14 protein-coding genes are annotated in these 15,071 nt (G+C 72.7%); 8 read left to right on the top strand and 6 right to left on the bottom strand.

The window, feature by feature from the left end; genetic code table 11:
* Positions 1 to 201: 201 nt before the first annotated feature.
* Positions 202 to 471 carry a type II toxin-antitoxin system ParD family antitoxin gene (locus FV233_RS13500; RefSeq protein ID WP_147856835.1) on the top strand — a complete coding sequence of 90 codons (270 nt, stop codon included), beginning with the start codon at positions 202 to 204 and terminating at the stop codon, positions 469 to 471.
* Positions 464 to 754 carry a type II toxin-antitoxin system RelE/ParE family toxin gene (locus FV233_RS13495; RefSeq protein ID WP_147856836.1) on the top strand — a complete coding sequence of 97 codons (291 nt, stop codon included), beginning with the start codon at positions 464 to 466 and terminating at the stop codon, positions 752 to 754. Before FV233_RS13500 ends, FV233_RS13495 begins: the two co-directional genes overlap by 8 nt.
* A gap of 23 nt (positions 755 to 777) precedes the next feature.
* On the opposite strand, the gene FV233_RS13490 is transcribed toward FV233_RS13495, so the two are convergent.
* Both FV233_RS13490 and FV233_RS13485 read right to left on the bottom strand, forming a co-directional pair.
* Positions 778 to 1,200, bottom strand: a complete 423-nt coding sequence (locus FV233_RS13490) for a cupin domain-containing protein (RefSeq protein WP_147897759.1) — start codon at positions 1,198 to 1,200, stop codon at positions 778 to 780.
* 10 nt (positions 1,201 to 1,210) lie between these two features.
* Positions 1,211 to 2,230: a zinc-binding alcohol dehydrogenase family protein gene (locus tag FV233_RS13485; RefSeq protein WP_147856838.1), complete on the bottom strand. Its 1,020-nt coding sequence runs from the start codon at positions 2,228 to 2,230 to the stop codon at positions 1,211 to 1,213.
* Positions 2,231 to 2,352: 122 nt separating this feature from the next.
* On the opposite strand from FV233_RS13485, the gene FV233_RS13480 reads away from it, so the two are divergent.
* Together FV233_RS13480 and FV233_RS13475 are read left to right on the top strand one after the other, a co-directional pair.
* A complete protein-coding gene (locus FV233_RS13480) occupies positions 2,353 to 2,769 on the top strand; it encodes a helix-turn-helix domain-containing protein (RefSeq protein ID WP_238263125.1) in 417 nt (138 codons plus the stop codon).
* A 97-nt stretch (positions 2,770 to 2,866) separates the two neighbouring features.
* The gene (locus tag FV233_RS13475) at positions 2,867 to 4,927 is read left to right on the top strand and encodes a nitrate- and nitrite sensing domain-containing protein (RefSeq protein ID WP_147897758.1); all 2,061 of its coding nucleotides are present in this window, start codon (positions 2,867 to 2,869) and stop codon (positions 4,925 to 4,927) included.
* 118 nt (positions 4,928 to 5,045) lie between these two features.
* Here the strand turns inward: FV233_RS13475 and FV233_RS13470 are convergent, their stop codons facing one another.
* Complete coding sequence (locus tag FV233_RS13470; RefSeq protein WP_147857495.1) at positions 5,046 to 5,906, bottom strand: amidohydrolase family protein; 861 nt, start codon at positions 5,904 to 5,906, stop codon at positions 5,046 to 5,048.
* Between the two features lie 176 nt (positions 5,907 to 6,082).
* Complete coding sequence (locus FV233_RS13465) at positions 6,083 to 7,504, bottom strand: MFS transporter (RefSeq protein WP_147897757.1); 1,422 nt, start codon at positions 7,502 to 7,504, stop codon at positions 6,083 to 6,085.
* A gap of 205 nt (positions 7,505 to 7,709) precedes the next feature.
* Here FV233_RS13465 and FV233_RS13460 point away from each other — a divergent pair, with 205 nt between their 5' ends.
* Together FV233_RS13460 and FV233_RS30885 are read left to right on the top strand one after the other, a co-directional pair.
* Complete coding sequence (locus tag FV233_RS13460) at positions 7,710 to 8,600, top strand: polysaccharide deacetylase family protein (protein ID WP_147897756.1); 891 nt, start codon at positions 7,710 to 7,712, stop codon at positions 8,598 to 8,600.
* Between the two features lie 126 nt (positions 8,601 to 8,726).
* On the top strand, positions 8,727 to 10,925 hold the full coding sequence (locus tag FV233_RS30885; protein WP_246689979.1) for an HWE histidine kinase domain-containing protein: 2,199 nt from the start codon (positions 8,727 to 8,729) through the stop codon (positions 10,923 to 10,925).
* Between the two features lie 113 nt (positions 10,926 to 11,038).
* Here the strand turns inward: FV233_RS30885 and FV233_RS13450 are convergent, their stop codons facing one another.
* Together FV233_RS13450 and FV233_RS13445 are read right to left on the bottom strand one after the other, a co-directional pair.
* Entirely contained in the window at positions 11,039 to 11,293 is a 255-nt protein-coding gene (locus FV233_RS13450; RefSeq protein WP_147857733.1) for a hypothetical protein, read from the bottom strand.
* A 44-nt stretch (positions 11,294 to 11,337) separates the two neighbouring features.
* Entirely contained in the window at positions 11,338 to 12,252 is a 915-nt protein-coding gene (locus FV233_RS13445; protein WP_246689978.1) for an RNA methyltransferase, read from the bottom strand.
* A 734-nt stretch (positions 12,253 to 12,986) separates the two neighbouring features.
* Here FV233_RS13445 and FV233_RS13440 point away from each other — a divergent pair.
* On the top strand, positions 12,987 to 14,087 hold the full coding sequence (locus FV233_RS13440) for a replication protein RepA (protein WP_147897755.1): 1,101 nt from the start codon (positions 12,987 to 12,989) through the stop codon (positions 14,085 to 14,087).
* 116 nt (positions 14,088 to 14,203) lie between these two features.
* Positions 14,204 to 14,875, top strand: a complete 672-nt coding sequence (locus tag FV233_RS13435; protein WP_147897754.1) for a hypothetical protein — start codon at positions 14,204 to 14,206, stop codon at positions 14,873 to 14,875.
* The last annotated feature ends 196 nt before the right edge of the window (positions 14,876 to 15,071 follow it).

The following is a 15,071-nucleotide window of genomic DNA, read 5'->3' as shown; positions in this document are numbered from 1 at the left end:
AGCGGTCGACGGCAAGGTGAGGCCGGCGGGACGCAGGCCCGACATCCAACGCCCTTGCTAGAACGAAACGCGTACGCCGGCAACCATGCGGTGAAACAGCGGACCGGGCAGGCGGCGAATCGCGGGCTTAGGAAATTTTGTGAAAAACGCTTATCTTTGATCCCGTGATCTTCGATCCCCCCGGGGTGATGACGAGGCCCCATGGCCACCATGACCATTTCCCTGCCCGATCCGATGAAGGACTGGATCGAGGCGCAGATCAGACAGGGCGATTACGCCAGCACGAGCGACTATGTCCGCGACCTCGTGCGCCGTGACCGCGAGCGGCGGGCCCAGCCCGAACTGACGGTTCAGGATCTGCGCCGAATCGTCGACGAGTCCCGCGCCAGCGGACCGAGCCGTCGCAAGGTCCCCGACATCGTCGCCCGGGCCAGGACGCATGCACAGGGCGACCAGCCGCTGGATGAGTGACTACACCCTCACGAAGAGGGCAGAGGCGGACCTGTTCGACATCGCCGTCCACGGCTACCGGCAGTTCGGTGTCCGCCAAGTCGAAGCCTATGCCGCCGGTCTGGAGCACGCCTTCCAGCTCCTCGCCGACAATCCCCGCATGGGCCGGAGGGCCGACGCGATCCGGCCCGGCGTGCACCGGCACGAATACGCCGCGCACGTGATCCTGTACGAGCCGGTGGATGGCGGCGTCCTGATCCTGGCCATCGTCCACGGCCGCAGCATGAGACGTCTCGCGCTTTAGTGCCTCGTCCCGGTTGCGAATTCTTACGACCCGGCGTTGCGGGCCATGAAGGTGGCGGGGGTGCCGTCCTCGGGATTCACGAACACGATGTCGGTGGGGGCCCGCCGCGGGGTGTCGATCGACAGGAACGTCACCGGCTCGCCCGGGGCGATCTCCGGCATCGCGTGCACCGTGCCCGTCTCGAAGAACAAGAGCTGGCCGGGGCCGAACGTCGTGAGGTTCGCGGGGTCGCCCAGCCAGACGGTGCCCCGTCCCGACAGGCAGTACAGGTACTCGTCGCAGGTGGTGTGATAGTGCGGCGGGGTCGGGCGGTAGACCCGGAACACCCGGGCGCTCGCCGCCGCCCGGTCGGTCAGGTAGGTGTCGACCAGGAGCGTCCGCGCGCTGTCGGGCAGCGCCGCCGCGAGCGCCGCCACGTCGAAGATTCCGGTGCCCGTCTCGGTCATGGCGCCCGCCTCACGACGCAAAGCCTTCGAGCACGATCTTGCCCTTGGCGCGCCCGCTCTCGATCAGCGCGTGCGCCCGCCGCAGGTTCCGGGCGTCGATCGGCCCGTAATGCTCGCCCAGGGTCGTGCGCAGGCGCCCCGCATCCACCAGCCGGGCGACCTCGTCGAGGAGCGCGCCCTGGGCGGCGATATCGGAGGTGCCGAACATCGAGCGGGTGAACATGAACTCCCAGTGCAGCGACAGGCTCTTGCGCTTGAGCAGCGCCACGTCGAGCTGCGCGGGGTCGTCGATCAGGGCGAACCGGCCCTGCGGGGCGATCAGCGTCGCGATCTCGGCGAGATGCGCGTCGGTGTTGGTGGTCGAGAACACGAGGCCCGGCGCGCCGAGGCCCAGGGCCGCCACCTCGGCGGAGAGCGGCTTGGCATGATCGACCACGTGGTGGGCGCCGAGATCCCGGCACCAGGCCGCCGTCTCCGGCCGGGACGCGGTGGCGATCACGGTGAGGTCGGTGAGCTGCCGGGCGAGCTGGATCGCCACCGAGCCGACGCCGCCCGCCCCGCCGACGATCAGGATCGCCGGGGCGGCGCCCGGAACCGGTTTCTTGGCGTCGAGCCGGTCGAACAGGGCCTCCCAGGCGGTGATCGCGGTGAGCGGCAGGGCGGCGGCCTGCGCCCAGTCGAGGCTGGCGGGCTTGTGCCCGACGATGCGCGCGTCGACGCAGTGGAATTCGGCGTTGGTCCCGGGCCGGGTGAGGTCGCCCGCGTAGAACACCGCGTCCCCGACCGAGAAGCCCTCGGCCTCGGCACCCATGGCGAGAACGGTGCCGGCGGCGTCCCAGCCCAGGACCTTGACCCCGCCGGCCTCGGGCTCGGCCCGCACCCGGACCTTGGTGTCGACCGGGTTCACCGAGACCGCCTCGACCTTCACCAGCAGGTCGCGGGGGCCGGGATCGGGCCGGGGCAGGTCGCAATCGACCAGGGCCTCGGCCTCGGTGATCGGCAGGGATTTTCTGTACCCGACGGCGCGCATCGCAATCTCCTCCGGCTGACCCGCACGGAGATGCCGTCCGCCTTCACGGCGCGCAAGTACGCACATAAAACGCCAATAGTGCCGAGAATGATACCGTCCGCCGATCGCCTTGGGATCCCGCCATGCCTCGCACCCGACACCATCGCGGCAGTTGCAGCCCCGGCTGCGCCGTCGAGGCCACCCTCCGGCTCATCGACGGCAAGTGGAAGGGCGTGATCCTCTACCACCTCATGGAGGGGACCCTGCGCTTCAACGAGATCCGCCGGCGGCTGGCGAGCGTGACGCAGCGCATGCTCACGAACCAGCTGCGCGAGATGGAGGCGGACGGCCTGATCGCCCGGAAGGTCTACGCCGAGGTGCCCCCGAAGGTGGAGTACAGTCTGACCGAGCGGGGGCGGACCCTGGAGCCGGTCATCCACGCGCTCAAGGTCTGGGGCGACCTGCATGCCGCGTTGCAGGAGGCCGAACGGCAAGAGGCCGGACTGCAAGAGGCCGGACTGCATGCCGAGGCGGCACCCACCGTCGGGACTGCCGCCTGATTGTGCATTGCAAGACGGGCCAAACCCCTCCACCGTAACGGTGTTTTTAGAACCGTCCCGGATGATTCCGGTGAACGTTGCACCAGACCGGGTTCCGATGGCCGTCCTCTCCTCGCTCAGCGCGCGCATCCTCGCGGTGGCGCTCGCGCCCTGCCTCGCCTTCGCGGGGGCGGCCGGGTGGGCGGTGTCCGACCAATGGGCGCGGCGCGCCGAGATGGACCGGGTCGAGACCCTGGTCGGCCTCGCCTCGCGGATCAGCGCCTTCGTCCACGAGGCCCAGCGCGAGCGCGGCGCCTCCAGCCTGTTCCTGGCCGCCAGGGGGGCACAGTTCGGGCCGGAACTGGCGGTCCAGCGCAGCCGCACCGACGCGGCTTTGGCCGGGCTCCCCGACGCGATGGCGGCCGCGACCGGCTTCGGCCCCGCCTTCGCGGCGCGGGCCGACGGATTTTCCAAGGCGCTCGCCGGGCTCGCGGCCCAGCGCCGGGCGGTCGATGCCCTGGGCCTCACCGCGCCGCAGGCGGTGGGCTTCTACACCGGCCTGATCGGCGAGGGCCTGGGCGTGGTCCGGGCGATGGGCGGGGTGATCGACGAGGCCGGCATCGCGGCCCGGGCCAACGCTTACGCGGCGTTCCTGGCGCTGAAGGAGGCCGCCGGCCAGGAGCGGGCCGCCGCCTCGGCGGTGTTCGCCTCCGGCACCCTGGACCTTCCCGCCGCGCGCCGGCTCACCACGCTCTCGGCCGATCAGGCGACCTACGGCGCCCTGTTCCGGGCCGGGGCCGTCGAGGGTCAGGCCGCGCTGCTGGACGCCGCGGAGGCGACCGAGCCGGCGCGGGAGGTGGCACGCCTGCGCGGCGCCGCGCAGGAGACGATGCCGGGCACCAATCTCGCCTTCCGCGACGCGCCGGCCTGGTTCCGGCTCGCCACCCAGCGCATCGACGCCCTCAAAGGCGTCGAGGACCGGCTGACCGCCGACCTGGTGGCCGCCGCCGGCGCGGTGCGGGCCGGGGCCGACCGGATGCTGACGGTCTGGATCGCGGGCGGGCTCGCCCTGTTCGCGCTCTCGGTCGGCTTCGCGTTCTGGCTCGGCACGGCCATCGCGCGGCCCCTGGTCCGGATGGCCCGGGTGCTGACGGCGATCGGCCGGGGCGAGGGACACGACGCGCCGGGCGCCGACCTGGCCATCCCGGCGGGGGGCCCGCGCGAGGTGCGGGCGATCGCCGACGCCGCGGTGACGTTCCGCGACAGCGTCGCCGAGCGCCGGCTCGCCCGGGCCGCGCAGCAGCGCCTCGCCGCCGAGAACGCCGCCGCGCAGCGCACCGCCGCCCTGGGCCTCGCCGACAGCTTCGAGCGGCAGGTCGGGGGCATCGTCGAGGCGGTCTCGGCGGCGGCCGAGCAGCTGGAGGCCTCCGCCCACGGCATGGCCCGGGCCGCGCAGGACACCACCGACCTCAGCCGGGCGGTGGCCGGCGCCGCCGATTCGGCCGCCCGCTCGGCCGACACCGTGGCGGCGGCCACAGAGGAGCTCACGGCCTCGGTCCGGGAGATCGGCGTGCAGGTCGGGGCCTCGGCCGACCTCGCGGCCTCGGCGACCCGGGACGCGGACGGCATGGCCGGGGAGGTCCGCCGCCTCGCCCAGGCCGCCGGCAGCATTGGGGAAATCGTCGCGATGATCTCGGACATCGCCGGCCAGACCAACCTGCTGGCGCTGAACGCCACGATCGAGGCGGCCCGGGCCGGCGAGGCGGGCCGGGGCTTCGCGGTGGTGGCCGCCGAGGTCAAGAACCTCGCCGGCCAGACCGCGAAGGCCACCGAAGAGATCGCCGCCAAGGTCGCCGAGATCACCGGGTCCACCGAGGCCTCGGTCCGGTCGATCGGCGGCATCACCGAGGTGATCCGCAACCTCGCCCGGATCGGGGCCGAGATCGCCGCGATGGTCGAGCAGCAGGGCGCGGCCACCGCCGAGATCGCCCGCACCACCGGCCAGACCTCGCAGGATACCCGCGCGGTCTCGGGCACCATCGCCGGCGTGGGCGAGGCGGCCGGCACGGCCAGCCACGGCTCGTCCCAGGTGCTCGACGCCGCCAGCGACCTGGCCCGGCAGGCCAGCGCCCTGCGCGGCGCCGTCGGCGATTTTTTGGCCAACGTCCGGGCCGCCTGACGACAAGGTCCCGGATCCACAAGGTCCGGGACCTTGTGCGGGTCCAGGGCGGAGCCCTGGTTCATCGGGGCTCCGCCCCGATACCCCGCCAAAGGGCTCGCCCTTTGGAAACCCGGGACTAAGCCTCGGCCAGGCCGAGCCCGAGCAGGCGGTTGGCGTTGCGCCAGAGGGCGGCGTCCAGAGCGTCCTCCGAGAGGCCCAGCGCGCGAAAATCCTCGACGCCCTGGCGCATCGCCCGGAACGGGAACGAGGAGCCGAACAGGAACTGGTCCTTCATGAAGCCGTTCGCCGCCTCCACGTAGAGGCCGCCGCCGGGGGCGAACGTGTACATGTCCGGGGAGACGAACACGTTCTCGTTGCGGAAGGCCACGGTCACCATCTCGGCGACGTGCGGGTAGAACCCGTGGCAGCACACGATCGGCAGCTTCGGGAAGGTCCGGGCGACCCGGTCCACCGCCAGGGGATCGTTGAGGCGCAGGTCCGGGGTGGTCGGGCCGGACATCACGAAGGCCGGGACCGCGAGTTTCTCGCACAGCTCGTAGAGCGGCATCAGCCGCTCGTCGTCGGCCCGCAGGCCCTCGCGGTAGAAGCCGGCATCGAGGTTGATCCCCTTGAAGCCGAGCTCGGTCACGGCGCGCTTGGCTTCCGCCACCGCGGCCTTGCGGCCGAGCTTCACCGGATCCACCGAGGCGATGCCGATCAGCCGCTTCGGATCGTGCCCGGCGGCCTGCGCCAGGGCGTCGTTCGAGACCCGGACCCCCGGCACCGAGCGGGCGACCATCACGGCGACGTCGATCCCGGCCCCGTCCATCTCGGCGCGGAAGCCCTCGATCGTGGCGCCGCGGGTGAAGTGCTCGACCTCGCGGCTGCCGACCCGGGCGTTCAGCCAGCGGGCGACGCCGAATTCCGGCGTGTCGGGCTCGGCGCCGAAGAACGTGTGCAGGAAGGTCGGCCGGCTGCGCATGTCCACGACGGGCATTTTTTGGGACTCCACGGTTGTGATGTGAGCGAGGTATGGGGCTGACCATCGATCGAATCGCGAGCGACGCAGGATCGATCGTTCAATCGGATCATGGATTCACAAGGTCGAGACCTTGTGCGGGTGCAGGGCGGAGCCCTGCAAGACGCGCCTGGAAGACTCGGCGGCTCCTCCGCTCAATGCGAGACGGCTTCGAGCACCTTGCCGCGGGTCTCGACCCCGAGGGTGAGGACCAGGAGGGCGGCGATCAGGAAGCCGCCCGCGCCGACCTGGAAGGCGGTGGCCGGGCCGTAATCGCGCACCAGCACCGGCACGATCATCGGCCCCAGGATGGCGCCGATCCGCCCGAAGGCCGAGGCGAAGCAGGCCCCCGTGGCCCGGGCCCGGGTCGGGTACAGTTCCGGCGTGTAGGCGTAGAGGCAGCTCCACATGCCGAACATGAAGAACTGCATCACGAAGCCCGCGACGAACAGCCAAGTGACCGTGACGCCGGCGACGGTCAGCACGGGCTCGCCGCCGGCATTGCCGTACAGCCAGGCCGCGGCGGCCGCGCAGGTCAGGAACAGCGCCGTGGTCGGCTTGCGGCCGATCCGCTCGAGCAACACGGCCGCGGTGGCGAAGCCCGGGATGCCGCCCAGCGTGATCAGGGTGACGAAGCCCACCGAGCCGACGATCGAGAAGCCGCGCTCCTTGAGCAGCACCGCGATCCAGGAATTGAGCCCGAAGAAGCCGATCAGCGCGAAGAACCACAGCCCGAAGGCCATCACGGTGCGCATCCGGTAGGCGGGCGCGAACAGGGTCGCCACGGCGCTCGGCCGGGGGCCGGGAACCGGGTCCGCCACCGCGGCGGCGATCTGCGGGGTGACCGGGGGCAGGGGCCGGCCGGTGGCGCGCTCGACGGCCCGCTCCATCGTGGCCATCACCGCCTCGGCCTCCGCGTGGCGCCCGGCTTCGGCGAGCCAGCGGGGCGATTCGGGCATGTTCCGGCGCACCGCGAGCACCACCAGCGACAGCAGGCCGACCACCACGAAGGCCCAGCGCCAGCCGAGATAGGGCAGCACGAAGAAGCTGATCGCCCCGGACAGGACGTAGCCCACCGCCCAGAACCCCTCGAGGATCGCGATGTACTTGCCGCGCACGGGGGCCGGGACGATCTCGGAGACCATCGCCTGCGCCACCGGCGCCTCGCCGCCGACGCCCGCCCCGATCAGGAACCGGCAGGCCATCAGCACGGGCAGGCTCCAGGCGGTCGCCGCCGCGAGGCTCGCCAGGCCCCAGACCACCATGGTCACCTGGAACACCGCCTTGCGGCCGAACCGGTCGGAGGCGGTGCCGGCGACGATGTTGCCGACGAGCTGGCCCGCGAAGGTCATGGCGGCGAGCTGGCCGGCCTCCGTGGGGGTCAGCCCGAAGGCCACCACGATCGAGCCGAGCAGGAAGGTCAGGAGCGCCACGTCGATCTGGTCGACCAGCCAGGCGGACGCGATGATCGCGAAGATCTTGCGCTGGTAGCGCGACATCGGCAGCCGTTCGAGGCGCGCGGCGATGTCCGAGACGACCGGTCGCGCGTCCCCCTGAGATGTGTCGGCCAGCGGCACGGCGGATCCTTCCTCGACACCCGGACCGCCGCACGCGGTCCCGTCCCGACCCGGTACAGCAGGCCCGCCCGCCGGAACAGGCATGGCGGCGGACAGGCATGGCGGCGGACAGGCATGGCGGCGGACAGGCATGGCGGCGGACAGGCATGGCGGCATCCCGGATCCGGCCTATCTGCCCGGGCGCCCCCCGGACACTGGACCCGCGATGGATGATGCTCCCTCGGCCGCGCAGCACGGCCGCTACCGCTACAGCGCCCTCCCGGACCGGCCGGTCTACGACTGGCCCGGGGGAAGGCGGCTCGCGGTCTATGTCGGGCTCAACCTCGAGACCTTCGATTTCGGCTCGGGGCTCGGGGCCGAGCTCGCCCCGGGCGGGCCGCAGCCCGACGTGCTCAACTACGCCTGGCGCGACTGGGGCAACCGGGTCGGGGCCTGGCGGCTGCGGGACACCCTCGACGGCCTCGGCCTGCCCGCGAGCGTGCTGGTCAACAGCCGGCTCTACCGGGACTGCCCGGGCCTGATCGAGGCGTTCCGGGCGCGCGGCGACGAGATCGTCGGGCACGGCCGCACCAATGCCGAGCGGCAGGGCACCCTGTCCGAGGCGGAGGAGCGCGCCCTGATCGCGGACGCCACCGCGATCCTGACCCGGGAGGAGGGCCGGGCGCCGGCCGGCTGGCTCGGCCCCTGGATCTCGCAGTCGCGGGTGACGCCGGACCTGCTCGCCGAGGCCGGCTACCGCTACCTGCTCGACTGGTGCCACGACGACCAGCCGACCTGGATGGCGACCCGGGGCGGCGGCCGGATCCTGGCCGTGCCGTATCCCCAGGAGCTCAACGACATCCCGGCGATCGTCGCCCGCAAGGAGACGGGCCGCCACTTCGCCGACGCGCTCGTCGACGCCTTCGACGAGATGCTGGAGCAATCCGCCACCGCGCCCCTGGTGATGGGCATTGCGCTCCATCCCTACATCGTCGGCCAGCCCCACCGGCTGCGGCCGCTCCGGGCGGCGCTCGCCCATGTCGCGGCCCATCGGGACCGGGTCTGGATCACCACGGCGGGCGCGATCGCCGCGCACGCCGTGGCGGCGTCCGGCTGACCGGAGCCGGGACCACCGGCCCCGATACCGGCACCAGAACCGGCCGATGGCCCGATCTCGGACCCGATGTGCAAGACGAGCCATCGGGTTTTCGCGCGCATATCGGTGCGAAAACCGGCCCTGTCCGTGCGCGATAACGACCCCGGTCGCGATTTTCTCGCGATCAGCCTTGCTGCCGCCATCGTTGCCCCGGAGGCGGCGGCATCCGCGCCCATCGACAACGCCGCCGCGCACGCCGCCATGTCCGACACCAGGTCCGACGCCCGGGACCCGTACCGCCTCGCGGCCGTGGCCGGCGCCGTCCCCGATCCCGCGCCGGAACCGGGCTTCGAGGACCTTCTCCGCATGGCCCGCCGGGCCTGCGGGGCTCCGATGGCCCTGCTCAGCCTCGACACCGGGGACCGGCCCCGGTCCGAAGCCGCCGACGGGTTCGGGGCCGGCAGCCTTTCGCCCGCAGGCAGCCTTTCGCCCGCCCTCAGCCTTCCCGGAGCCGCCCTCGCCGGTATCCTCGCGCGTATCCCCGACGGCCCGGGTCTTCTGGTCGTTCCCGACCTGACGGCGGATGCGCCGGCCCACGCCGGCCCGCGCCGCGCGGGCGGACCGGCGCTGGGCTTCTTCGCGGGGGCCGCGCTGGCATCCGCGACGGGCCGGCGCCTCGGCACCCTCTGCGTGCTCGACACCGCCCCCCGGCCCGGGGGTCTCGATCCGGAGGCGGCCGAGGATCTGGCCACCCTGGCGCGGCTGGCCGCGACCCGGCTGGAGCTGCGCCGGACCCGGGCGGCACGCGACCGCCTCCTGGCCCAACGGGCCGCGGTGGCGGATCTGGTCGCGGCCCTGCCGGGTGCCGGCGACCGCCGGGCGATCCTGGATCTCCTGGTGGCCGCCGCCCTGGCGGCCGTGCCGGAGGCCGAGGGTGGGGCCGTCGCCATGCGCGAGGGGGCCGACCTGGTCTACCGCTCGGCGGCCGGGACCCTCGCCCACCAGGTCGGCCTGCGCCGCCCGCTCGCCGGCGGGACGGCCGAGCCGGCTCTGCCGACCCGTGCGGCGATCCCCGACCCCGACCGGACGGCGGACCTGGGGACGGCGGACCTGCCGCCGGCACCCGGCATGCGTGCCGCCCTCACGGTGCCCGTGCAGCTCGGCGGCGCGGCTTCGGGGATCCTCGAGCTGCGCGCCGCCCGGGCCGACGCCTCCATACAGGACGCCTCCACGCAGGACGCCTCCACGCAGGATGCCTTCACGCAGGATGATCTGGCGGTCGTGCAGCTGATCGCCGGCACGGTCGCGGCGAGCCTCACCGGGACCCGGGAGGTCGGCGCGGCCGAGGCCCGGCTCGCCACCGTGATGGACACGGTCCCGGTCGGGATCCTGCTCGCCGAGGCGCCCTCCGGCCGCATCGTCATGGGCAACCGGCGCATCCGCGAGGTGCTGGGCCACGACACGGTCTATGCGCAGGACAGTGCGGCGTACGGCGCCTACGGCGCCTATCACGCGGATGACAGACCGGTGGCGCCGGAGGAGTTCCCGCTCGCCCGGATCTGCGCGGGCGAGGCGGCCCGGGCCGAATTGGAGGTCCGCTACCAGCAGCCCGACGGGACGCGCCGCTGGATCGCCATCGCGGGCGAGGCGATCCGGGACGCCGCCGGCACCGTCGTGGGCGCCGTGGTGGCGGTCTCCGACATCGAAGCGCGCAAACGCGCGGAGGCGGACCAGGACCTGCTCAACAGCGAGCTGTCGCACCGGCTGAAGAACACCCTGGCGCTGGTGCAGGCGATCGCCGCCCAGACCCTGCGCAACGCCCCCGACATCGACACGGCCCGCGAGGCCCTGGCGGCGCGCCTGGTCGCCCTGGGCAAGGCCCACGACATCCTGCTGGCCGGCCACCTCGCCGGCCGCCCCGAGGCCGCCAGCGTCGCCGCGGTGGTGACCGGCAGCCTGGCGCTGCACCAGGACGGTCCCGGCCGGTTCGGCTTCGAGGGCCCCGATCTCCTGATCGGGCCGGCGGCCGCCCTGTCCCTGGCCCTGATGCTGCACGAACTCGCCACCAACGCGGCGAAGTACGGCGCGCTCTCGACGCAGACGGGCCGGGTCGACGTCGGATGGGACACGGCTCCCGATACGGCCGGGGACCCGGTCTTCACCCTGGTCTGGCGCGAGAGCGGCGGCCCGCCGGTGGCGCCGCCGACGCGCCGGGGCTTCGGCTCGCGGCTGATCGAGCGGGGGCTCGCCGGGGCGGTCGGCGGCCGGGCCGCGCTCGACTATCACCGCGACGGGCTGGTCTGCACCCTCACCGCGCCGCTCGCCGGATTCCGGGCCGGGCCTTAGAGCGCGGCATGTCGGGGTTTCTAAAGGGCTCGGGGTCGGCATCCCTGAAGACAGCGGGCTCCGCCCGCACCCGCGAAAGGTCGAGGACCTTTCGAATCCCGGACCTTGTCCGCTCAGTCGGGGATCGCGAGGCCGATCGACAGGCACAGCGCCCCGACTGCGGTCAGGGCCACGGCAGCCTGGCGGACCTGGTGCCAGCGGGCGGTGCGGGCCCGTTCCTCCGGGCTCGCGCCCAGGCGCAGCTCGTCGTCGAACCCCTTCACGAAGGATTCGAAGCTCGGGAAGGCCCGCCGGGCGAGCCACAGCCACACGCCGACGGCGATCAGGCTGAAGGCCCCACCGCCATACGTCAAAGCATCGTCCAGCATCCGGCGCACGCCTACCAGCCCACGCCCCCCTCTGAAGCCGACGTCTACGGCAGGGTGCTGGACTTGCCTAGGCCGTCCCCGGAATCGGGCGGGCGAATTTTTGTTTCCGCGCCGTATCCGGCGGCCGTTCCGGCGGGCGGCCGGCCCAGGGCGTAGAGGGTGATGGCGGCCGCGTTCGAGACGTTGAGGCTGCGGATCGCCCCCGAGAACGGGATCCGGGCCAGGAGGTCGCAGCAGGTCCGGGTCCGCTCGCGCAGGCCCTTGCCCTCCGCCCCGAGGACGATCACCAGCGGCCGGGCGACGGTGAGGGTGTCGAGGCTCGCGGGCGCGTCGGAATCGAGGCCGATCCGGGTGTAGCCGCGCTCGCCCAGCTCGATCAGCGCCTCGGCCAGGTTGCGGACGGTGACGAAGGGCACGTGCTCCAGCCCGCCCGAGGCGGATTTCGCCAGGACCCCGGTGGCGCCCGGCGCGTGCCGCACCGTGGTGACGATGCCGGCGACCCCGAAGGCCGCGGCCGTGCGCACGATCGCCCCGACATTGTGCGGGTCGGTGATCTGGTCCAGCGCCAGCAGCAGGGCGTCGGCCGGCAGGTCGTCGAGGCCGGGGGCGGGCAGGGGCTCGGCCTCGAGATAGAGGCCCTGGTGGACCGCGTCCGGCCCGAGCAGGCGGCCGATCTCGCTCGGCCGGACCAGCTCGGGGGCGATGCGCAGGGCATCGCCGAACTCCTCGGTCAGCCGGGCCGCCGCGTTCTCGGTGGCGAGCAGCCGGTGCAGGCCGCGCTCCGCGTTGCCCAGCGCCTGGACCACCGGGTGCCAGCCATACAGCACCGCGGCGCCATCGGGCCCCCCGGATTCGGGCCGCGGCCCGGATCCGCCGGGACGCCCGCCGGACCGGAAGCCGGGCCGAAACCCGGACCGGGGCGGGCCGCCCGGGCGGCCGTCGTTGCGGCGGCCGGTCATCGGAACGCGATCGGGGAGGGGAGCATCGGCGCGGCCTTTCCAGAATGGGTCGGCCCGAGAAACCGGGCGGCACAGCCCACGTCAACCCGAAGCCGTCGGAAACATCGGATCCGGAGCGACCCGGACCCGGATTCCCTGAACGCCGACCTCTCCCCGGGCGCTCCGGTCTGTGGATGGATCCGGGATATTCCCTTCAAACCATGTGCATGTCGACGGAACCGAGTGTGTTCTTCGGACCGAACGAGCGCCGCGTTAAGTAGGAAGATTATCAAGAGGGAATCTTTCAGAGAGTCAGTTCGGAAGACTATATGGGGTGGCGAATTCATCATCCCGATCAGAGGGTTGGGCTAGGTTTTCGTATCCGACTCTGCGTGGGTGCGCATGCGACTCTGCGCGACGGCGTATCGGAGTCTGCGCGGATCCGGCCGGTGGGTGCATTGGATTCTGCGCGGTTGCGTATCTGATTCGGCGCGGATTCCGGCCCGGACCGGTGGAATGCGGGGATAGAAACCCGGGGCCCGGGCGTATCGAACTCTGCGTGGGCCCAGACCCCCGATCCGTGCGTATGCAACTCTGCGCCGCGCAGGCCCGCGAGAGCCCCGGGGAACCGTGGATTGCCGGGACAAGCCGGATCGGACCGGAGCCCCGGCCGGCGAATCGTGGCATGGCAGGATCGGGCCGCCCCTCCGCCTGCCGGGGGGACGGGTTCCGCGTGCGGCTCGGGCTGAGGGGCGATGGGCATCGAGGAGAAGATCGCCGGGATCCACGACGCGGACCTGCGGGCCGAGATCGAGGCGGCGCGAGGCGGCTTCCTGTTCGCCCAGATCGTCGAGCACGTGCTGCATCGCCAGCGCGAGCGCGACGCGCAGGCCGCCGTTCTCGGGGCGCAGGAACTCCGCCGGGCCCAGCTGTCGCGCGACCAGCGCCGACGCGACGCGGTCCGCCTGGTGATCGAGAACGAGCCGGCCCTGCCGTCGAGCCTGCAGCACATCCACTCGGTGCTGGCGCTGTGCGGCCTGCCCTATCGCGATCCCGGTCCGGTGCGCGAATTCTCCCGCACCTACGGGCGCAACTCGCTCAGCCTGATGGCCGGGCGGATCAAGGATCCGGAGACCGGCGCCTTCGCGCCGCAGGGGCTGCCCTACGGGCCGAAGGCCAGGCTGGTTCTGCTGCACCTCTGCACCGAGGCGGTGCGCCAGCGCAGCCCGACCGTGAAGGTCGCCGAGACGCTCTCGGGCTTCATGCGCGAGATGGGGTTTGCCGTCACGGGCGGCGAGCGCGGCACCATCCGGCAGTTCAAGGAGCAGCTGAACCGGCTGGCCGCCTGCACCATGCAGATCGGCCTCTGGGATGGGCGCGACAGCGCCACAACCCTCAACGTGCCGCCGTTCCGCAGCCTCGAATTGTGGCGTCCGCGCGCCGGCGAGGGCGACGAGGAGGCGGGGCGGACGGTCCGCTTCGACCTGGAATTCTACGAGACGCTGATCAAGCACGCGCTGCCCGTGGACGTGCGGGCGGCGCGGGCCTTCTCGGGCTCGGCGCGCAAGCTCGACCTGCTGTTCTGGACCGGCTACCGGCTGCGGGCCCTGCAGCGGCCGCTGCGGCTGACCTGGAGCAACCTGCACGCGCAGTTCGGGGCCGAGAACGCCTCGATCCGCAGCTTCCGGCAGGCCTTCAAGGCCGATCTGGCGCATCTGCGCGAGGTGTTTCCGCGCCTGCCGCTCGTGCTCGACGACGGCGGCCTGACCCTGCACCCGGCCGATCCCAGTGCACTGCTGGTGCCGCCGCGCCCGGCCTCCGTGAAGGGAATGCGGGGACGCCAGAAGGGAATGTGATCCGTTCCCTTCGTTCCGCGCGGTGGGAATATCACCCCGGCGCGGCGGTTCGGAAAGAATGTTCCCAACACAGACGGAATGAGCTAGATGTTCCGTTCGGCTGAAGGGAACACCGGATGGGTCTGTCGGAACAGGATATCGAGGCCCGGCTCTCCGCATTGCGGCGCCAGCGTGAGGCGATCGACCGGGAGATCGCCGACCTCGTCCTCTACCTGGAACTCGGCCGGCGCCTGAGCGATGCGCAGGGCGGCCCGGCCGTCGCCGGGCCCGGGCGGCTGCACGGTCCCGATCGCGCCGTGCAGCCGCCGGTCCGGCACGCGCCTGCCGCCGTCGCGGCCGACCCCCGCCCCTCGGACATCGCGCGGCCGTCTGCCCCCCCGGCATGGACCGATTTCGAGGACGTGGATGCCATGCCGGGCGGGCCGGAGGCCGCGCCGCCGTGCCGGGAGCCGGATGCCGGGCCGAACGGGATCCCGCCCGCGATCGCCTTCACACAGGATGCCGCCGGCGCCCGCCGCTACGGCCGGGCGCTGGTGGAGGCGGCCTGCGGGGCGATCCTGGCGGCCGGCCGGCCGCTGCACGCGGGCGAGATCCTGGAGATCCTCCTGGCCCGCGGCTTCACCCTGCCGGGACGCGATCCGGTGGCGGCCCTCAACACCCGCCTGTGGAAGCGGTCCGGCCCCGGAGGCCCCCTGCGCCGGGTCGCCGAGGCCACCTACGCCCTGGCCGGGCCGGAGGCCGACGCCGGTATGGCGTCCCCCGGTCGGAGCCGCGATCCGGACGCGTGAGGCCGCGGCGGGGTGGTCGTGAATCCCATGATCCGGGCCTGGATCATCCCGGTTTCAAAAGGTCTACGACCCAGCCCTTTCAAGGTGTTTGATTTGCCAGAACCCTGGCGGTTGCGACATGGGCGTTGGTCTGGCGTGCGGGCTCGGTAGACCGCGGCTTGGGTTTTCGCTGGCTGGCGGCCACGCGTTTGGGGTC

Source organism: Methylobacterium sp. WL7 (genome assembly GCF_008040085.1).
GTDB lineage: Bacteria > Pseudomonadota > Alphaproteobacteria > Rhizobiales > Beijerinckiaceae > Methylobacterium > Methylobacterium mesophilicum.
This window is presented reverse-complemented; position numbering and strand designations above follow the sequence as displayed.